An 18751-nucleotide genomic window follows, 5' to 3' on the forward strand; every position below is an offset into this window, starting at 1 on the left:
CCTTGGCCCATCGGTCCCGGCGGTCCCCACAGGCCCCGCAGGAGCTGGTCGACCGCGCGCTGGAGGGCCAGCAGCGCGCGGTCGCCCGGCTGATCTCCCTCGTCGAGAGCGGCTCGGCGGACCTGCCGGAGGTCGCCGCGCTGCTCGCCCCGCACACGGGGCGGGCGCAGGTCGTCGGCCTGACGGGCTCGCCGGGCGTCGGCAAGTCCACCACCACGTCGGCGCTGGTCACCGCGTTCCGCGAGCAGGGCAAGCGGGTCGGCGTGCTCGCGGTCGACCCGTCGTCGCCCTTCTCCGGCGGTGCGCTGCTCGGCGACCGGGTCCGGATGGGCGACCACGCGGTCGACGAGGGCGTGTTCATCCGGTCCATGGCCACCCGGGGGCACCTGGGCGGCCTGGCCTGGGCGACCCCGCAGGCCCTGCGGGTGCTCGACGCCGCGGGCTGCGACGTCGTGCTCGTCGAGACGGTCGGGGTGGGGCAGTCCGAGGTCGACGTCGTCTCGCTCGCCGACACCACGGTCGTGCTGCTCGCCCCCGGGATGGGCGACGGCGTGCAGGCCGCCAAGGCCGGGATCCTCGAGATCGCGGACGTGTTCGTGGTCAACAAGGCGGATCGCGAGGGCGCCGACCAGACCGTGCGCGACCTGCGCTACATGATGTCGCTCGGCGAGCGGCGCGACGCCTGGAAGCCCCCGGTGTGCCGGACGGTCGCCGCCCGCGGCGAGGGCGTCGCGAAGGTCGCGGCGGCGATCGACGAGCACCGGGCCTGGCTGGAGTCCTCCGGCGAGGGCCCGCGCCGGCGCCGTCGGCGGGCGGAGAGCGAGATCGAGGCGATCGGGCTGGAGAAGGTCCGCGCGCGGCTCGGCGACGTCCGCGGCGGCAGCGCGCTCGGGACGCTGGCCGAGAAGGTGGTGGCCGGCGAGCTGGACCCCTACCGCGCCGCCGACGAGCTGCTGGAGAGCCTGTAGCTCAGCGGAAGTCGCCGGACGCGGCGCGGATGCGGCCGAGCAGGTCGAACAGCAGGGCCTTGCCCTGCGCGTCGAGCCCGACCAGTCCGAAGTCCACGGCGGTCACGGACTTGGTGGCCTGCTCCACCCGCTCCAGCCCGTCCGGCGTGATCTCGACCAGCGTCGCCCGCCGGTCGGTGGGGTGCGGGGTCCGGCGCACCAGCCCGTCGGCCTGCAGCCGGTCGACGATGTTCGTGACGCTGGTGGGGTGCAGCTGCAGCCGCTCGCCCATCACCCGCATCGGCAGCTTCTTCGCCCGCGAGAAGCTCAGCAGCACCAGCGCCTCGTAGCGGGCGAAGGTGAGGTTGTGCGGCTTGAGCGCGGCGTCGACGGCGGAGAGCAGGATCTGCTGCACCCGCATCACGCTCGTGACGGCGGCCATGGTGTCCGAGGGGCCGATGCGCTCGGCCCAGAGCTCCGCCGCCCGGTCGATCGGGTCGAAGGGGAGCGGGTCGCGCGCGGCCATGACCACGCACGCTAGCAGGGCGGACACCCACGGCCCGAGATCATGGGGCAGGCTGGCGGCATGCTCGTAGCGTTCAGCATCGCGCCGTCCGGCAGCTCGTCCGACGACGGCAGCGTGGGCGACGCCGTCGCCGAGGCCGTCCGCGTGGTCCGGGAGTCCGGGCTGCCCAACGAGACGACGTCCATGTTCACCACCATCGAGGCCGAGACCTGGGACGAGGCGATGGCCGTGGTGGGCCGCGCGGTCGAGGCCGTGCAGGCCCGGTCCCCGCGGGTGAGCCTCGTGCTCAAGGCCGACATCCGTCCCGGCTACACCGGGCAGCTCAGCGCGAAGGTGGAGCGGATCGAGAAGGCGCTCGGCACGGATGGCTGAGCCGGTCTTCCTGCTCCTCCACGGGGCCTGGCACCGCGGGTCGAGCTGGGCGCCGCTGCAGGCGGAGCTGCGGGCCCGCGGCCGCGCGTCGGTGGCTCCGGACCTGCCCGCCGACGATCCGGAGGCCGGGGCCGGCGAGTACGTCGCGGCGGCGTTGGCCGCGGCGCCCGCCGACGGGCCGGTCGTGGTCGTCGGGCACTCGCTCGGCGGGCTCACCGCGCCGCTGGTCGCCGCGGAGCTCGGGGCGCGCACGCACGCCCTGGTGCTGGTCGCGGCGATGCTGCCCGAGCCCGGGCGGGCGCACAACGACCTGCTCCGCGAGGACCGCACGATCATGGCCCCGGGTCGCGGACCGGGCCCGGAGCGCGGCCCGGGCGGGACGACGAGCTGGTCTCCCGAGACCGCCGAGGCGTCCCTGTACGCCGGGGTGGCCGAGGAGCTGGGTGCGGCGGAGCCCGTCCGGGCGGCGATCGCGGACCTGCGCCCGCAGGCGTGGGTGATCGGCAAGGAGGTCACCCCGCTGACCGCGTGGCCGGCCGTGCGGACGGTGTCGGTGATCTGCGCGGACGACCGGATGGTGAACCCGGAGACCTCGCGGCGCCGCGCCGGCGCGCGGGGCTTCGAGGTGCGCGAGCTGCCCGGTGGGCACTTCCCGATGCTCACCCGCCCCGGCGCCCTGGCCGACGTGCTCACCGGGCTGTAGGGGCCGGCGGGAACGCCGACGACCGGCGGGGAGGACCCCGCCGGCCGTCGCGCGGGCCCGGTCAGGCGATGTTGAGCGTGAAGAAGAACACCCCGACGAGGATCGCGGCGAAGCCGAGGCCCATCGCGATCTTGGCGAGCTTCGCGGTGTCCGGGTTGCGCACCGCGGCGATGCCGACGCCGATCGCGGCCAGCCCGCCGACCCAACCGACGATCGAGACGGGGCTGGCGACGAGCGCGATGATGCCGATGACCAGCGCGATCTTGCCGAGGGCCGGGCTCTTCTGGCGGGCGGTCTTCTTGCGCGCCTCCGCGAGCAGGCGGTCGGCGACGGGGTTGTCCTGGCTCATCAGATCCTCCGGTCGGGGGACGGTCCCGGCGCGGATCCGTCCGGTGGGCACGCCCGGTGACGTGCCGTCTCTTCTCCCGGGCCAACGACCGCGCGCCGCCGCTGGTGCTCCGCCGGTCCGGTGATCGGCACGTCCCCGGCGGGAACCGCGGGTGCGCGCCGCCACCGGAACGGCGCAACCTCGAGGCCTGGATCCGGGATGGTCGGACGTCCTACCGTCGCGGGGAGATCGACGACGGGAGGCGCCATGACGACCGGGACGACCCCTGTGACCGGCCCGGAGGCCGCCGGCGGTGAGCACCGGGCGCGCCGGATGTGGCGGGCCCTGGAGCCGTTGCACGCGGTGACCTACTTCGCGCCGGAGGCGCGGGAGGCGGGGGAGTCGCTGGGGCTGCGCGGCTTCTGGCGCGGCTACTTCGGCCAGCGGGCCGCGCCCCTCGGCCCGGTGCCGGCCGAGGTGGTGACCGCGCTGTTCTACAACTTCGCGCCGGGCTTCGTCGCCCGTTCCGTACCCGGGATCTGGTCCGTGGCCACGCCCGCCCAGCTGCTCGACGCCCGGCTCGCGGCGGTCGACGCCGCCCTGCGTCGCGCGCTCGGCGACGTCGACACCGCGGGGATCGCGGAGGCGGCCGAGCTGGCCCGGGCGGCCGCGACCGCGGCGTCGACGGCCGGCCGGGCCCTCGCCGCGGCCAACGCCGCCCTGCCCTGGCCCGACGCGCCGCACCTCGTCCTGTGGCAGGCGCAGACGATCCTGCGCGAGCAGCGCGGCGACGGCCACGTCGCGGCCCTGGTGGGCGCCGGCGTCGACCCCGTCGAGGCGCTCGTGCTGTTCGCGGGCGCCCAGGGCCTGGCCGGCGACTGGCTGCGCGAGCGGCGCGGCTGGACCGTCGAGGAGTGGGAAACCGCGCGGACCCGGCTGGCCGACCGCGGACTCGTCGAGCCGGGCGCCGGGGAGACCGTGGCCGACACCGGGCTGACCGACGCCGGCCGGGCGCTGTGCGCCGAGGTCGAGGCGCGCACGGACGTCCTCGCCGACGAGGCCTGGCGCGCCCTCGGCGACGCCCGCGCCGAGCGCCTGGTGGAGCTGGCCGGGCCGCTGGTGGAGCGGGTCCTCGCGGCCGGCGACTTCCTCGAGCAGAACCCGATGGGCATGCGCCCGCTCGTGTCGGCCGGCTCGGGCTGAGCCCCGGCGCGCCGGTGGGGCGGGCGCCGGGCGGGGCGGGTGAGGATCGTGCCAGGATGGATGGCGTGTCGCGACCCGATCCTCGTCAGGCAGCTCAGACGGCGGCCCTGTCGTCCGCGTTGGCGGGCGCCGTCGACCTCTCCGCACTGAAGGCCCGCTCCGAGGCCGCGGCCCGCCAGCAGGCGGCGGCCGCGCAGGGCGGCGCCCCGGGCGGGGCCCCGGCGGGTGCGCCGGGCGGCGGCCGGTACGTCATCGACGTCACCGAGCAGACCTTCCAGCAGGACGTGCTGGAGGCGTCGCTGCAGGTGCCGGTGATCGTCGACCTCTGGGCCACGTGGTGCGAGCCGTGCAAGCAGCTCTCGCCGGTCCTGGAGCGCCTGGCGAACGCGAGCGGCGGCGCCTGGATCCTCGCGAAGGTCGACGTCGACGCCAACCAGCGGATCGCGCAGGCCTTCGGTGTGCAGTCGATCCCGATGGTGGTCGCGGTCGTCGCCGGCCAGCCGGTCGACGCGTTCCAGGGCGCCCTGCCCGAGCCGCAGGTCAAGGACTGGATCGCCCGCATCCTCGACGCCCTGCGCGACCGCATGCCGGCGATCGCCGAGGGCGAGCGCCGGGCGGCCGCGGGCGGGGACGCGGTCCCGGAGGAGGAGCCGGAGGACCCGCGCTTCACCGAGGCCGAGGACGCCCTCGAGCGTGGGGACTACGCCGAGGCCGAGGCCGCCTACCAGCGGATCCTCGACCAGGAGCCGGCCAACGAGATGGCGCAGGCCGCCCTCTCCCAGGTCCGCTTCCTGGCCCGCGCCGAGGCGGCCGACCCGTCGGCCATCGACCGGGCCGACGCCGCCCCCGACGACCTCGACGCCCAGCTCGCCGCGGCCGACGCCGAGGTCGCCCAGGACCGGGCCGAGTCGGCCTTCCAACGCCTGGTGGCCACGGTCGGCCGGACCTTCGGCGACGACCGGGAGAAGGTGCGCAGCCACCTCGTCGGGCTGTTCGAGCTGTTCCCCGCGGACGACCCACGGGTGAGCACCGCCCGTCGCGCCCTGGCCCGCGCGCTCTTCTGAGCGCGGGGCGGGCGGCCCGGCGCGGGCCCGGCCGACTACGGTCGGCAGCCGTGTCGACGACCAGCCCGCAGCCCGTCGCCGATCCGCCGCGGCCCCCGGCCCGGCGGTGGCCGGCGGCCCGCGTCGGCGCGGTCGTGCTGGCGGTGGCGGCGCTCGCGCTGACCGCCGTCCTGCACGCCACGCACCACAACTGGCTCGTCCTCGGCCTGTCGTCGACGGACATGCGCGAGCTGCACGCCGACTTCGACACCTTCTGGCACTCCGCCGTCGCCCTGACCCAGGGCGGCGACATCTACGCGACGCCGGCGAAGCTGCGCAACCTCAACCCGCCCCTGCTCAGCCTGTTGCTGGCCCCGCTCGCGGGCCTCGACGTGGTGCTGGCGTACCGGGTGTTCGCCGCGCTCACCCTCGTGCTGATCGCCGGCGCGGTGCTGGTGGTGTGTCGCGAGCTGCGGCTGTCGTGGTGGTGGACGGCAGCCGCGACGCTGGCGATGCTCGCGTCGTCGCCGCTGCACGGCACGCTCTACCTGGGCCAGATCTACGGGCTGCTGCTGGTCGGGCTGGTCGCCGGCTGGATCGCCGAGCGCCGCGGGCACCCGCTGCTCGCCGCCGCGCTCTACGGCGTCACGGTCGCGCTCAAGCCCTCGCTCGCACCGGTCCTGCTGCTCCCGGCCGTGCAGCAGCGTTGGCGGCCCTTCTGGGCGGGGATCGGCGGCGCCGTCGTCGCCACCGGGGTGGGGGCGCTGGCGGCCGGCCCCGCGAGCGCCCTGGAGTGGCTGCGGATCGGGTTCGGCGAGCCCGTGCCCGACGTCCTGGACAACGCCGCGCTGCCCGGCGAGGCGCTGCGGCTCGGCCTGCCGTCGGCCGTCGGGACGGTGCTCGGCGCGGTCGTGCTGATCGGCACGTTGGGGTGGCTGGCGCGCCGCACCCGGGCGGGCGCGGTGGACCCCGCCGGGACCGCGCCGTGGGCCGTGCTCGCCGCGAGCCTGCTGATGTCGCCGATCTCCTGGCACAACTACCTGCTGTTGCTGTGGCCGGGCGTGCTCGTCGTGGTGGCGGCGTCGGCCGCGGGCGGCGTGCGCCGTGCCTGGGCGGCCGCGCTGCTGACGTTGCCCCTGATCCCGGTCTCGTGGGGCGACCTCTGGACGCCGGACGACCCGTGGACGCCCGTGGGCCGCAGCCTCTACTGCGCCGTCCTGCTGGCCTACTGGATCACGCTGCTCCGCGCCGCCGACCGCAGTACGGAGCGATGACGCGAGGAAACCCGGCTCCTGATCGCATCATGGTTCCCTACCGCGGGAAAGCAGCCGGGTGAGCCGCAGTAGGGAACCATGATGCGACCGGGTCAGGCGTCCCGGACGTCCTCGTCGGCCGGGCCGACCTCCTGCTGCACGCCCCGTACCAGGTCCGGGGTGTGCGCGGCACCGGCGGGCGGCGCCTCGACGGCCGGCTCGGTCGCGGCGGACTGCACGGGCCGCTTCGGGTGCACCGGGCCGCCGGTCTCCTCCGGGACCAGCCACAGCACGCCCGCCGGGGGCAGTCGCAGCACGGCCGACGCCGGACGCCCGTGCCACGCGCTCCGCTCCGCCTCGACCGTGCCGAGGTTGCCCACCCCGGAGCCTCCGTAGTTCTCCGCGTCGGTGTTGACGAGCTCGCGCCAGCGGCCGGCGAACGGCAGGCCCACGCGGTAGTTCTCCTTCGGCTGCCCGGAGAAGTTGGCGATGCAGGCCAGCACGGCCGGGCGACCGTCGTGGTCGGTGCCCTGCCGCAGGAAGCTCAGCACGTTGCCGGCGGCGTCGTTGGCGTCGATCCACGAGAAGCCCTCGGGCGAGTGGTCCGCGGTCCACAGCGCCGGGTGCTCGCGGTAGGTGCGGTTGAGGTCGCCGACGAGGGTCTTGATGCCGCCGTGCAGCCGGTCGGCGAGCAGGTCCCAGTCGAGCGAGCGCTCCTCGGACCACTCGCGGACCTGGCCGAACTCCTGGCCCATGAACAGCAGCTGCTTGCCGGGGTGCGCCCACATGAAGGCGAGCAGCGCGCGGACGTTGGCCGCCTTGTTCCAGTCGTCGCCCGGCATTCGGGTCCACAGCGAGCCCTTGCCGTGCACGACCTCGTCGTGGCTGATCGGCAGCACGTAGTTCTCGCTGAAGGCGTACATCAACGAGAAGGTCATCTGGTTGTGGTGGTAGCTGCGGTGCACGGGATCGCGCCCGATGTAGTCGAGCGTGTCGTGCATCCAGCCCATGTTCCACTTGAACCCGAAGCCCAGCCCGCCCATGTAGGTGGGCCGGGTGACGCCCGGCCACGCGGTGGACTCCTCGGCGATCGTGACGACGCCGGGGTGCTCCCGGTAGACCGTCGCGTTCATCTCCTGCAGGAAGGAGACGGCCTCGAGGTTCTCCCGTCCGCCGTACTGGTTGGGCAGCCACTGCCCGTCCGGGCGGGAGTAGTCGAGGTAGAGCATCGAGGCCACGGCGTCGACCCGCAGGCCGTCGATGTGGAACTCGTCGAGCCAGTAGAGCGCGTTGGCCACCAGGAAGTTGCGCACCTCCCGGCGGCCGAAGTCGAACACGAGCGTGCCCCAGTCCGGCTGCTCGCCGCGGCGCGGGTCGGCGTGCTCGTAGAGCGGGGACCCGTCGAAGCGGGCCAGCGCCCACTCGTCGCGCGGGAAGTGCGCGGGCACCCAGTCGACGATCACGCCGTAGCCGTGCTGGTGCAGCGTGTCGACGAAGTACCGGAAGTCGTCCGGGCTGCCGAAGCGGGAGGTCGGCGCGTAGTAGCCGGAGACCTGGTAGCCCCAGGAGCCACCGAACGGGTGCTCGGCCACCGGGAGCAGCTCGACGTGCGTGAAGCCCGTCTCGTCCAGGTACTCGACGAGCTGGTCGGCGATCTCGCGGTAGGTGTTGCCCTGCCGCCACGAGCCGAGGTGCAGCTCGTAGACGCTCATCGGCTCGGCGTGCGGCTGGCGGACGGCGCGCGCGGCCATCCACTCCTCGTCACCCCACTCGTGGGCCCGGGTGGTGACCACGGACGCGGTGGCGGGCGGGACCTCGGTGGCGAAGGCGAGCGGGTCGGCCTTGTCGCGCCACACGCCGTCGCGGCCCAGGATCCGGTACTTGTACCGCGTCCCGACGCCCACGTCGGGCACGAAGATCTCCCAGACGCCCGCGCTGCCGAGCGAGCGCATCGGGTGCGCCCAGCCGGCCCAGCCGTCGAAGTCGCCGGTCACGCGCACGCCCTGGGCGTTGGGTGCCCAGACCGCGAAGCTGGTACCGGTGACCTGGCCGTTCGCGGTGTCGTAGGTGCGCACGTGCGCGCCGAGCACGTCCCAGAGGCGCTCGTGGCGGCCCTCGCCGATCAGGTGGAGGTCGACCTCGCCGAGGGTCGGCAGCCAGCGGTAGGGGTCGTCCGTGACGTCGACGCGGTCGCCGTAGCGGACGCGGATGCGGTAGTCGCCGCCCGGACCGTCGACGACGCCGGAGAACAGGCCGGCGTCGTGCACCTTGACGAGCGGGTGTGCGTCGTCCGCATCACCGTTGCGCAGCACCCAGACCTCGTCGGCGTGCGGGCGCAGCACGCGGACGACGGTGCGGCCGTCGGCCGTCGGGTGCGCGCCCAGCACCCCGTGCGGGTTGTGGTGGGCACCGCCCAGGAGCCTGTCGGTCGTCGCCTGGTCCGGGGGGCAGGGGTCGATCGTGCGGGTGTCCTCGTGTGCCACCCGGGAACCCTATTGCGGACGCCCGGAACGCGCCCACTGTGGTCCGCCGAACGGGTTGCGGCCCTTCGTCAAACCTCGTCCGACGGCCTTTCTCGCCGCGACTAGAGCGAGACCTGCGGATCGGACTCCGGGTCGGTGGTGTCCGCGCCCTTCTCCTGCGCCTCCTCGACCAGCCGGGCGATCGAGGTGAGCGGGATGCTGGCCCACGTGGGGCGGGAACGGGTCTCGTAGACGACCTCGTAGACCGCCTTGTCCAGCTCGTAGGCGCGCAGCACCGCGGCCTCCGCGCGCGGGTCCCGGCCGGCGGCGAACGCGTAGCCGTCGCAGAACGCCGAGCGGTTGCGCACCGCCCACTCGTCGGCGCGGCGGAAGAGCTGCTGCTCCTCGTGCTCGTCCGCGTCCGTCGACAGGACCTGGTGGTAGACGGCGTAGTCGAAGGACCGCAGCATGCCGGCGACGTCGCGCAGCGGCGAGTCCATCCGGGTCCGCTCGGCGAGCGGGGCCGCGGGCTCGCCCTCGAAGTCGATCAGCAGCCAGCCGCGCGGGGTGCGCAGCGTCTGGCCGAGGTGCAGGTCGCCGTGCACACGCTGGGTGGGGACCTCCCCGGTCAGCGCGTCGTACACCGCGCGGATGCCGTCGACGTGCTCGCCCAGCGCCGGCACCTGCGACGCGGCCTCGGTCAGCCGGGCGATGAGCGCGGCGCGCAGCTCGTCCGCGTCGCGGGTGCCGGTCCCCAGTGCCGCGGCCAGCTCCTTGTGCACCACCGCGACCGTCTCGCCGAGCCGCCGGGCCTCGCCGGCGAAGTCGCCGCCCACCTCGTTCGCGTACAGGTCGCCCTCGGCGAACAGGTCCCGCACGCTGGTCAGCGCCATGGCCCAGCCCTCGGCCGAGTTCGACAGGAAGTCCTGCAGCATCCCGAGCGTGGCCGGCTGCCCGTCGAGCGTGCCCTCCACCGCGCCCTGCAGCGACGCGACCTGCTCACTGCCCTCCGCACGCAGCGCGCGGTGCAGCTCGAGGTCCGGGTTCACCCCGGGCGCCACCCGGCGGAACAGCTTGAAGATGCTCTTGTCCCCGTAGGCGACCGAGGTGTTGGACTGCTCCACCCCGAGGATCCGGCCGGACACGCCGGCCGGGATCTCGACGCCGGGCTCGGGCACGAACCGGACCTCGCCGTACGTGCGGCCCTCCCGGATCGAGTCGAGCAGGAAGGCCGTGGCCTCGTGGTCCCACATCGCGTCGTAGGCGATCAGGTCGCCGACCGCGCCGATCGTGGCGTACTCGAGGTCCGGTGCGGGCTGGTACCGCCGCCCGACGAGCAGCTGGTAGTGCTCCGGAGCGCCGCCGTCGGCGAAGGTGACCCGCAGCAGGCACAGGTCGAGGAGCAGCTCGCCCTCGCCGAGCAGCGTGGTGGAACCGGCGACCGCGACGGACTCGACGGGCCTGCCCTTCGCCGGGAACCAGCGCTGGCGGGCCAGGAAGTCGGGCAGGTGGGCCGGGAGCTCCTCGGCGAGCGCCGTCATGCAGTGTCCTCCGCGGGCTTGATCGCGAACCAGTAGAAGCCGTGCCCCGGCAGGGTGAGCAGGAACGGCAGCTGGCCGATCCGCGGGAACGGCACCCCGCCGGTGAGCTCGCACGGGATGTGCCCCTCCCAGGCCGAGAGGTCGAGCTCGACCGGCTGCGGGAACCGGCTCATGTTGTTCACGCACAGGACCGTGTCGTCGCCGTGCGTGCGGGTGTAGGCCAGCACCGACGGGTTGGACCCGCCGAGCTCGTGGAAGTCGCCGAGGCCGAAGGCGTGGTGGCGCTTGCGGACCTCGATCATGTGCCGGGTCCAGTGCAGCAGCGAGGTCGACGAGTTCGACTGCGCCTCGACGTTCACCGCCTGGTAGCCGTACACCGGGTCCATGATCACCGGCAGGTAGAGCCGGCCGGGGTCGGCCATGGAGAAGCCGGCGTTGCGGTCCGGCGTCCACTGCATGGGGCTGCGGACGGCGTCGCGGTCGCCGAGCCAGATGTTGTCGCCCATGCCGATCTCGTCGCCGTAGTACAGGACCGGCGAGCCCGGCAGCGACAGCAGCAGCGCGGTGAACAGCTCGAGCTGGTTGCGGTCGTTCTCCAGCAGCGGGGCGAGCCGGCGGCGGATGCCGATGTTCGCCTTCATCCGCGGGTCCTTGGCGTACTCGGCGTACATGTAGTCGCGCTCTTCGTCGCTGACCATCTCGAGCGTGAGCTCGTCGTGGTTGCGCAGGAAGATGCCCCACTGCGCGCCGGAGGGGATCGGCGGCGTCTGGGCCAGGATCTCCGAGATCGGGAAGCGGTTCTCCCGGCGCACCGCCATGAAGATGCGCGGCATCAGCGGGAAGTGGAAGGCCATGTGGCACTCGTCGCCGCCGACCTCGGGGTCGCCGAAGTACTCCACGACGTCCGACGGCCACTGGTTGGCCTCGGCGAGCATGACCCGGCCCGGGTACTCGTCGTCCAGCACCTTGCGGCAGCGTTTGAGGAAGGCGTGCGTCTCGGTGAGGTTCTCGCAGTTCGTGCCGTCCCGCTCGTACAGGTAGGGCACGGCGTCGAGCCGGAACCCGTCGATCCCGAGGTCCAGCCAGAAGCGCAGGACGTCGATCATCGCCTCCTGCACGGCCGGGTTGTCGTAGTTGAGGTCCGGCTGGTGGGAGAAGAAGCGGTGCCAGTAGAACTGGCCGCGGACCGGGTCGTAGGTCCAGTTCGAGGACTCGGTGTCGACGAAGATGATCCGGGCCTCGGGGTAGCGCGTGTCGTGGTCCGACCACACGAAGAAGTCCCCGTACGGGCCCTCGGGGTCGCGGCGGGACGCCTCGAACCAGGGGTGCTGGTCCGACGTGTGGTTCATGACCAGGTCCGTGATCACGCGGATCCCGCGCTTGTGGGCCTCGTCGATGAGCACCACGAAGTCCTCGACGGTGCCGAACTCCGGCAGCACCGCGCGGAAGTCGCGGATGTCGTACCCGCCGTCGCGCAACGGGGAGTCGTAGAAGGGCGGCAGCCAGAGGCAGTCCACCCCCAGCCACTGCAGGTAGTCCAGCTTCTCGGTGAGCCCGCGCAGGTCGCCGAAGCCGTCCCGGTTCGAGTCGTTGAACGCGCGGACGAGCACCTCGTAGAAGACCGCCGTCTTGAACCACTGGGTGTCGACCTCGAGGGCGCGCGCGTGCCCGTAGTCCTCGGCTTCCGGCTCGTTGACGACGAGCTCGCCGCTGTCCGTCTCGACCGTCTCACTCATCGGTTGCGGACTCTATCCGGGCCGGCCCGGTTTCTCAGGCTGGAACGGGTCGGGACCACCGGTTCCCGCGGGAGTGCCGCGTCACCCGCCGCCGGCGGCCGCCGCGCCGGCGGCCGCGGCCGCGTCGGCCTCGGCGATCCCCTCGGGCCGGGCGCCCTGCAGGGCGGCCCGGGCGGAGTCGAGGAGCCGGCGCCCGGCCCGGGTGTCCCGCACCGTGACGTCGTCGACGGGGAAGATCCCGAGCAGCCGGCGCTGCTGCACCCGGATCCGGCGGGACGCCGCCAGCCGGTCGCGCACGAGGCCTCCGGCGTGCCGCGCGCGGTGGCGCACCCAGTGCTGCCAGGTGCGGGGCCGCCCGCTCGCCGCGACCTCCGCGAGCACGAGCGCGAGCAGTGGGTCTCCTCCGGGACCGGGTGGGTCAGGCCTCGGGCTGCTCGCCGGTCTCCCGCTCCTCGCGGCGGGGCCGTCCGGGCCGGCGCATCGGCGCCGCCGCCCCGGGCAGCCGGCCGGCGTCGGCCAGCGCCCGGCGGAGCAGGAACTCGATCTGGGCGTTGGTGCTGCGCAGTTCGTCGTCGGCCCACCGGACGAGCGCGTCGTGCACGGCCGGGTCGAGGCGCAACAGGATCTTCTTGCGCTCGGAGGGCATCCGGTTACGAGTAGAGCGAGCCCGTGTTGACGACGGGCTGGGTGTCGCGGTCGCCGCAGAGCACCACCAGGAGGTTGCTGACCATGCTGGCCTTGCGCTCCTCGTCGAGGTCGACGACCTCCTGCTCGCTGAGCCGGTCGAGGGCCTGCTTGACCATGCCCACCGCGCCCTCGACGATCTTCTCCCGGGCCGCGACGACCGCGCCGGCCTGCTGGCGGCGCAGCATCGCCTGGGCGATCTCGGGGGCGTAGGAGAGTCGGGTGATGCGGGACTCGATCACGGCGACGCCGGCCGACTCGACCCGCGCCGCGATCTCCGCCGACAGCCGTCCGGTGATCTCGTCGGCGTTGTCGCGCAGGGACAGTCCGGGCGCGCCCTGGTTGTCGTACGGGTAGCTGGTCGCGATGTGCCGGACCGCCGTCTCGGACTGGATCGCGACGAACTCCACGAAGTCGTCGACCTCGAAGCTCGCCTTCGCGGTGTCGCGGACCTGCCAGACGACGACCGCGGCGATCTCGATGGGGTTGCCGTCCGCGTCGTTGACCTTGGCCAGCTCGGTCTCGTGGTTGCGGATCCGGGTGGAGATCTTGCGCCGCTGGGTGAACGGGTTGAGCCAGCGGAAGCCGCTGGTGCGGATCGTGCCGAGGTAGCGGCCGAACAGCTGCACCACGCGGGCCTCGCCGGGCGCCACGGCGGTGAGCCCGCCCGCGAGGATCAGGCCGACCACCAGGGCGAACGCGCCCAGCCCGGTGCCGACGGGGCCGAGCGTGCCGCTGAGGGCGAGCAGCGCGACGCCGCCGAGGACGAGCACCAGCACCACGGCCAGCATCCCGAAGCCGCCGGCTCCGGTGAGCAGGCGTTCCTCGACGTGCGGCTGCGGCATCTCGGGAACGTCGGGCGGCGGGGCGAGGGCGGGGGAGTCGGACATGGCGGGCTCCTTTCGTGACATGCCTACCATAGCAAAGTGATATCAGGTTTTGCCGGAACTTCCCCCGGACGCGACGACGCCCGCCCCGCGCGGCTGCGGGACGGGCGTCGTCGGGAAGGAGCGGGGTCAGCCCCGGTGCACGCGCAGGATGTGCGCGACGTTCTCCAGCGGCTGCAGCCGCACGTAGTTGCGCTCCTGCCAGCGGAAGATGTCCCCGGTGATCTCGTCGGTCACGGTGAACTCGTCGTTCCACCCCAGGCCGAGCTCCGGCATGTCGAGGCGGACCATGCCCTCGCGCACCTCGTGCGAGTTGAGCGTGACGACCACGATCACCGCGTCGCCGCTCGCCGGGTCCCGCTTCGAGTAGACGAGCAGCTCGGGGTTGTCCACCTCGTGGAAGTGGATCTCGCGCAGCTGCTGCAGTGCCGGGTGGCCGCGCCGGATCTCGTTCAGCCGGCCGAGGAACGGCTCGAGCGAGCGGCCCTCGTTGAGCGCGGCCTGGAAGTCCCGCGGGCGCAGCTCGTACTTCTCCGAGTCGAGGTACTCCTCGCTGCCCGGCTTGACCGGGGTGCCCTCGAACAGCTCGAAACCGGAGTACACGCCCCAGGTCGGGGACATGGTCGCGGCCAACACGGCACGGATCGCGAACATCGCCGGGCCGCCGGTCTGCAGCGACTCGTGGAGGATGTCCGGGGTGTTGACGAAGAGGTTGGGCCGGCACTCGTCCGCGCGCTCGGCGTGCATGAGCGCGAACTCGGTCAGCTCCTCCTTCTCCGTGCGCCAGGTGAAGTAGGTGTAGCTCTGGGTGAAGCCCAGCCGCGCGAGCCCGAACAGCCGGGCCGGGCGGGTGAACGCCTCGGCCAGGAACAGCACGTCCGGATGGCGGGCCTTGACCTGCCAGATCAGCCAGTGCCAGAAGTTCGGCGGCTTGGTGTGCGGGTTGTCCACCCGGAAGATCCGGACCCCGTGCTCGACCCAGTGCAGGACGACCCGCAGCGCCTCGGCGTAGAGCCCGGCGGGGTCGTTGTCGAAGTTGATCGGGTAGATGTCCTGGTACTTCTTCGGCGGGTTCTCCGCGTAGGCGATCGACCCGTCCGGGCGCACGGTGAACCACTCCGGGTGGGCCTCGACCCACGGGTGGTCCGGCGCGCACTGCAGCGCGAAGTCGAGCGCGACCTCCATGCCCAGGTCCTTGGCGCGGGCGACGAAGGAGTCGAAGTCGTCGATCGTGCCGAGCTCCGGGTCGATCGCGTCGTGCCCGCCGTCGGCGGAGCCGATGGCCCACGGGGAGCCGACGTCGCCGGGCTCGGCGTGCACGGAGTTGTTGCGGCCCTTGCGGTGCACCGTGCCGACCGGATGGATCGGCGGCAGGTACACCACGTCGAAGCCCATCCCGGCGACCCGGTCGAGCTCCTTCGCCGCGGTGACGAACGAGCCGTGCACCGCGCGTCCGGTCTCGTCCCGCCCGCCGGTGGAGCGGGGGAAGAACTCGTACCAGGAGCCGAACAGCGCGCGCTCGCGGTCGACGTAGACCTGCTGGGTGCGGCCGCGGGTGATCAGCTCGCGCACCGGGCGCTCGGTCATGATCGCGTGGACCGCCGGGAAGAGCGCCGGGGCGACGCGGGCGTGCAGCGGCAGCGCCGTGTCGCGCAGCGCGTTGGCGGCGCCGAAGAGCAGGTCCCGGTTGGCGCGCTCGCTGGGCCGCCGGCCCACGCGCTGCAGCAGCCGGGCGCCGGACTCCAGGTCGTTGGCCAGCTCGTCGGCGGTCTGGTTGGCCTTCAGCTTGGCCTCGACGGCGTGCCGCCAGGTGGCCCACGGGTCGCTCCAGGCGTCCACGCGGAAGGTCCACAGGCCCGGCTCGTCCGGCACCACGGTGGCGACGAACCGGTCCGTGCCCACCCCGTCGGGCAGCATCCGCACGTGCTCGGCCTGCGCGGTGGAGCCGAGCCGCTTCCACACCACGTTGGCGGCGACGGCGTCGTGCCCCTCGCGCCACACCGTGGCGCGGACGGGGATCACCTCGCCGACCACGGCCTTGCTGGGATGACGGCCGTCGCCCACCGCGGGACTGACGTCATCGATCCCGAGCCGACCGGTCATCGACAGCACCCCCGCGTTCGTCGTCGGATTGCGCACACGGAAGCCCCGCCATCGTGTGCGTCACAACCGTACCTACCCCGTCCACCGCTGCGCGTAACGGGATCGGGCGTGGCGGCAGGGGTTCACACGCTCTTCACCGAGCGGTCGGGACCGCCCGGCGACCCGTCCGCGGCGAGCGGTCGATCCGGCTGCGCAGCGTGACCGCGAGCGGGGCCGGCGGCCTGCGGGGCCACTCGTCCGCGCGGCGGCCCGACTCCACCCGATCGTGGTCGGCGGGCGGCCCCGCCGACGGGCGGCCGTACCGGGCGGGTGGCTGCTGGATCGGTCACCGTACCGATCCCGTACTAGTCTCCGCCCCCGTGAGAGCCCTCCGCCGCTTCACCGTCCGAGCACAGCTGCCGGAACGGCTGGCCCCGCTGCAGACCCTGGCGACCAACCTGCGGTGGAGCTGGCACCCGGCCACCCGCGAGCTGTTCGCCTCGCTCGACCCCGACGCGTGGGAGCGGTCGGGGGAGGACCCCGTGCGCCTGCTCGGCGAGATACCGACCGCGCGGCTGACCGAGCTGGCCGACGACGCCGAGCTGGTGTCGACCGTCGCCGGCCTGGCCGCCGACCTGGAGCGCTACCTCACCGAGGACCGCTGGTACCAGGGCGAGGAGGGCTTGCCGGCCGGAATCGCCTACTTCTCCATGGAGTTCGGCGTCTCCGAGGTGCTGCCGAACTACTCCGGCGGCCTGGGCGTGCTGGCCGGCGACCACCTCAAGGCCGCGTCGGACCTCGGGGTGCCGCTGATCGGCGTCGGGCTGCTCTACCAGTCCGGGTACTTCCGCCAGTCGCTCTCCCTCGACGGCTGGCAGCTCGAGCACTACCCCGTCCTCGACCCCCAGGGCCTGCCGCTGCAGCTGCTCACGGACACCGCCGGGACCCCGGTCGTCGTCGAGGTCGCCATGCCCGAGGGCCGCACGCTCGCCGCGCGGGTGTGGCAGGCCGCCGTCGGCCGGGTGCCGCTGCTGCTGCTCGACGCCGACATCGAGGCCAACGACGTCGACCTGCGGACCGTCACCGACCGGCTCTACGGCGGGGACCAGGACCACCGCATCAAGCAGGAGATCCTGATCGGCGTCGGCGGCGTGCGGGCGGTGCGCGCGTACTGTGCCGCGACCGGGCACCCGGAGCCCGAGGTCTTCCACACCAACGAGGGCCATGCCGGCTTCCTCGGTCTCGAGCGCATCCGCGAGCTCCGCTCGGCGAAGGGCCTCGACTTCGACCAGGCGCTGGCGGCGGTCCGCTCCGGCACCGTGTTCACCACGCACACCCCGGTCCCGGCGGGCATCGACCGCTTCCCGGTCGACCTGGTGCGCCGCTACCTCACCGACGCGCTGCTGCCCGGCCTGCCGACCGACCGGCTGCTCGCAATGGGCTCCGAGGACGATCCGGCCATGTTCAACATGGCGCACATGGGGCTGCGGCTCGCGCAGCGCGCCAACGGCGTCTCGCGGCTGCACGGCGAGGTCTCGCGCGGGATGTTCGGCGGCCTCTGGCGCGGGTTCGACGCCGAGGAGGTGCCGATCGGCTCGGTCACCAACGGCGTGCACGGGCACACCTGGGAGTCCCCGGACGTGGCCGCCCTGATCGGCGAGCCCGGCACCGGCTCCGCGAGCTCCGCCTCCGCCCTGGACCACGTCGGCGACGCCGAGCTGTGGGGCCTGCGCAACGCCCTGCGCGCCCGGCTGGTCGACGAGGTCCGCCGCCGCGTGCGGGCCGCCTGGCTGGAGCGGGGGGCGTCCACCCCGGAGCTCGGCTGGACCGACCACGTCTTCGACCCGGACGTGCTCACCGTCGGCTTCGCCCGGCGCGTGCCGACCTACAAGCGGCTCACGCTGATGCTGCGCGACCCCGCCCGGCTGCGCGACCTGCTGCTCGACCCGCACCGCCCGGTGCAGCTCATCGTCGCCGGCAAGTCCCACCCGGCCGACGACGGCGGCAAGGCGCTCATCCAGCAGATCGTCCGGTTCGCCGACGACCCCGCGGTGCGGCACCGCATCGTGTTCCTGCCGGACTACGACATGTCGATGGCCCGCTACCTGTACTGGGGCTGCGACGTGTGGCTGAACAACCCGCTGCGCCCGCTCGAGGCCTGCGGCACCTCCGGCATGAAGTCGGCGCTCAACGGCGGGCTCAACCTCTCCATCCGCGACGGCTGGTGGGACGAGCTCTACGACGGGGGCAACGGCTGGGCGATCCCCACCGCCGACGGCATCGACGACCCGCACAAGCGCGACGACCTCGAGGCCCAGGCGCTCTACGAGCTGCTCGCCACGCAGGTCGCACCCGCGTTCTACGAGCGCGACGCGGGCGTGCCGCCGAAGTGGACCGCGCTGGTCCGGCACACCTGGGAGACGCTGCGCCCCCAGGTCCAGGCCACACGGATGGTCCGGGAGTACGTCGAGGACTGGTACGCGCCGGCCGCCGAGGCCGCCCGCACGGTCACGGGCGCGGACTTCGCCGGGGCGAAGGAGATCGCGTCCTACCGCGAGAAGCTGAACAGCGCGTGGACGAAGGTGCAGGTCACCGGGGTCGACGCTTCCGGGCTGCCGGACACCCCGGTCGTCGGGGCGCCCATGACCGTGCGGGCCGCGGTCGACCTCGGCGGGCTCTCGCCCGACGACGTGATCGTCGAGGCGATCGTCGGCCGGGTGGACGAGGCGGACGAGCTCGACGACACGGTCCGCGTCGCGATGAAGCACGTCGGCGCCACGGACGGCGCGGACCGCTTCGAGGCCGTGGTCCCGCTGCCGCACGCCGGGCTGGCGGGCTACACCGTCCGGGTCCTCCCGCAGCACCGGCTGCTGGCCTCGCCCGCCGAGCTGGGCAAGGTCGTCCTGGCCTAGGCTAGTTCCGCACGCACGAACGGCACTCGCGCTCATCCCTGGTGAGCGAGGGTGCCGTTCGTGCGTGCGGGG

At 73.7% G+C, this 18751-nt stretch carries 16 protein-coding genes; 7 read left to right on the forward strand and 9 right to left on the reverse strand.

Features of this window, described 5'->3' with window-relative positions:
* Positions 1-2: 2 nt before the first annotated feature.
* Positions 3-968, forward strand: coding sequence for a methylmalonyl Co-A mutase-associated GTPase MeaB (gene meaB / locus LWC35_RS13880; protein WP_232870518.1), 966 nt, complete (start codon positions 3-5; stop codon positions 966-968).
* Position 969: 1 nt separating this feature from the next.
* Here the strand turns inward: meaB and LWC35_RS13885 are convergent, their stop codons facing one another.
* Entirely contained in the window at positions 970-1473 is a 504-nt protein-coding gene (locus tag LWC35_RS13885) for a MarR family winged helix-turn-helix transcriptional regulator (protein ID WP_232870519.1), read from the reverse strand.
* Positions 1474-1533: 60 nt separating this feature from the next.
* Between LWC35_RS13885 and LWC35_RS13890 the strand changes: the two genes are divergently transcribed.
* Entirely contained in the window at positions 1534-1845 is a 312-nt protein-coding gene (locus LWC35_RS13890) for a thiamine-binding protein (protein WP_232870520.1), read from the forward strand.
* Complete coding sequence (locus LWC35_RS13895; protein WP_232870521.1) at positions 1838-2548, forward strand: alpha/beta fold hydrolase; 711 nt, start codon at positions 1838-1840, stop codon at positions 2546-2548. The genes LWC35_RS13890 and LWC35_RS13895 overlap by 8 nt, the downstream gene beginning before the upstream one ends.
* 61 nt (positions 2549-2609) lie before the next feature.
* On the opposite strand, the gene LWC35_RS13900 is transcribed toward LWC35_RS13895, so the two are convergent.
* Positions 2610-2897, reverse strand: coding sequence for a hypothetical protein (locus LWC35_RS13900; RefSeq protein ID WP_232870522.1), 288 nt, complete (start codon positions 2895-2897; stop codon positions 2610-2612).
* Between the two features lie 246 nt (positions 2898-3143).
* Between LWC35_RS13900 and LWC35_RS13905 the strand changes: the two genes are divergently transcribed.
* The 3 genes from LWC35_RS13905 to LWC35_RS13915 are packed head-to-tail and all read left to right on the forward strand — an operon-like array spanning position 3144 to position 6396.
* Entirely contained in the window at positions 3144-4079 is a 936-nt protein-coding gene (locus tag LWC35_RS13905; protein ID WP_232870523.1) for an SCO6745 family protein, read from the forward strand.
* Between the two features lie 56 nt (positions 4080-4135).
* The gene (locus LWC35_RS13910; RefSeq protein WP_232870524.1) at positions 4136-5143 is read left to right on the forward strand and encodes a tetratricopeptide repeat protein; all 1008 of its coding nucleotides are present in this window, start codon (positions 4136-4138) and stop codon (positions 5141-5143) included.
* A gap of 50 nt (positions 5144-5193) precedes the next feature.
* Positions 5194-6396, forward strand: a complete 1203-nt coding sequence (locus LWC35_RS13915; RefSeq protein ID WP_232870525.1) for a glycosyltransferase family 87 protein — start codon at positions 5194-5196, stop codon at positions 6394-6396.
* A gap of 92 nt (positions 6397-6488) precedes the next feature.
* On the opposite strand, the gene glgB is transcribed toward LWC35_RS13915, so the two are convergent.
* From glgB to LWC35_RS13950, 7 genes are all read right to left on the reverse strand, one after another.
* Complete coding sequence (glgB, locus tag LWC35_RS13920; RefSeq protein WP_232870526.1) at positions 6489-8858, reverse strand: 1,4-alpha-glucan branching protein GlgB; 2370 nt, start codon at positions 8856-8858, stop codon at positions 6489-6491.
* 101 nt (positions 8859-8959) lie between these two features.
* Complete coding sequence (locus LWC35_RS13925) at positions 8960-10378, reverse strand: maltokinase N-terminal cap-like domain-containing protein (RefSeq protein ID WP_232870527.1); 1419 nt, start codon at positions 10376-10378, stop codon at positions 8960-8962.
* Positions 10375-12114, reverse strand: coding sequence for a maltose alpha-D-glucosyltransferase (gene treS / locus LWC35_RS13930; RefSeq protein WP_232870528.1), 1740 nt, complete (start codon positions 12112-12114; stop codon positions 10375-10377). Before treS ends, LWC35_RS13925 begins: the two co-directional genes overlap by 4 nt.
* An 81-nt stretch (positions 12115-12195) precedes the next feature.
* A complete protein-coding gene (locus tag LWC35_RS13935; RefSeq protein WP_232870529.1) occupies positions 12196-12495 on the reverse strand; it encodes a GPP34 family phosphoprotein in 300 nt (99 codons plus the stop codon).
* A gap of 37 nt (positions 12496-12532) precedes the next feature.
* Positions 12533-12760 (reverse strand): type II toxin-antitoxin system antitoxin, encoded by a 228-nt coding sequence (locus LWC35_RS13940; RefSeq protein WP_232870530.1) that lies wholly within the window; start codon positions 12758-12760, stop codon positions 12533-12535.
* Between the two features lie 4 nt (positions 12761-12764).
* Positions 12765-13688 carry an SPFH domain-containing protein gene (locus tag LWC35_RS13945; protein ID WP_232870531.1) on the reverse strand — a complete coding sequence of 308 codons (924 nt, stop codon included), beginning with the start codon at positions 13686-13688 and terminating at the stop codon, positions 12765-12767.
* Positions 13689-13814: 126 nt separating this feature from the next.
* Positions 13815-15788, reverse strand: a complete 1974-nt coding sequence (locus tag LWC35_RS13950) for an alpha-1,4-glucan--maltose-1-phosphate maltosyltransferase (protein ID WP_232870532.1) — start codon at positions 15786-15788, stop codon at positions 13815-13817.
* A 359-nt stretch (positions 15789-16147) separates the two neighbouring features.
* Between LWC35_RS13950 and glgP the strand changes: the two genes are divergently transcribed.
* Entirely contained in the window at positions 16148-18679 is a 2532-nt protein-coding gene (gene glgP / locus LWC35_RS13955) for an alpha-glucan family phosphorylase (RefSeq protein ID WP_232870533.1), read from the forward strand.
* Positions 18680-18751: the final 72 nt, after the last annotated feature.

This window comes from Pseudonocardia kujensis (assembly GCF_021283305.1).
GTDB classification, from domain to species: Bacteria; Actinomycetota; Actinomycetes; order Mycobacteriales; family Pseudonocardiaceae; genus Pseudonocardia; species Pseudonocardia kujensis.

What these genes read in the sequence shown, in the direction of transcription:
- LWC35_RS13900 (WP_232870522.1), bottom strand. Translation starts at nt 2,897, where the DNA reads ATGAGCCAGGACAACCCCGTCGCCGACCGCCTGCTCGCGGAGGCGCGC.
- LWC35_RS13945 (WP_232870531.1), bottom strand. Translation starts at nt 13,688, where the DNA reads ATGTCCGACTCCCCCGCCCTCGCCCCGCCGCCCGACGTTCCCGAGATG.
- LWC35_RS13885 (WP_232870519.1), bottom strand. Translation starts at nt 1,473, where the DNA reads ATGGCCGCGCGCGACCCGCTCCCCTTCGACCCGATCGACCGGGCGGCG.
- treS (WP_232870528.1), bottom strand. Translation starts at nt 12,114, where the DNA reads ATGAGTGAGACGGTCGAGACGGACAGCGGCGAGCTCGTCGTCAACGAG.
- LWC35_RS13890 (WP_232870520.1), top strand. Translation starts at nt 1,534, where the DNA reads ATGCTCGTAGCGTTCAGCATCGCGCCGTCCGGCAGCTCGTCCGACGAC.
- LWC35_RS13905 (WP_232870523.1), top strand. Translation starts at nt 3,144, where the DNA reads ATGACGACCGGGACGACCCCTGTGACCGGCCCGGAGGCCGCCGGCGGT.
- LWC35_RS13925 (WP_232870527.1), bottom strand. Translation starts at nt 10,378, where the DNA reads ATGACGGCGCTCGCCGAGGAGCTCCCGGCCCACCTGCCCGACTTCCTG.
- LWC35_RS13940 (WP_232870530.1), bottom strand. Translation starts at nt 12,760, where the DNA reads ATGCCCTCCGAGCGCAAGAAGATCCTGTTGCGCCTCGACCCGGCCGTG.
- LWC35_RS13895 (WP_232870521.1), top strand. Translation starts at nt 1,838, where the DNA reads ATGGCTGAGCCGGTCTTCCTGCTCCTCCACGGGGCCTGGCACCGCGGG.
- LWC35_RS13950 (WP_232870532.1), bottom strand. Translation starts at nt 15,788, where the DNA reads ATGACCGGTCGGCTCGGGATCGATGACGTCAGTCCCGCGGTGGGCGAC.
- LWC35_RS13910 (WP_232870524.1), top strand. Translation starts at nt 4,136, where the DNA reads ATGGATGGCGTGTCGCGACCCGATCCTCGTCAGGCAGCTCAGACGGCG.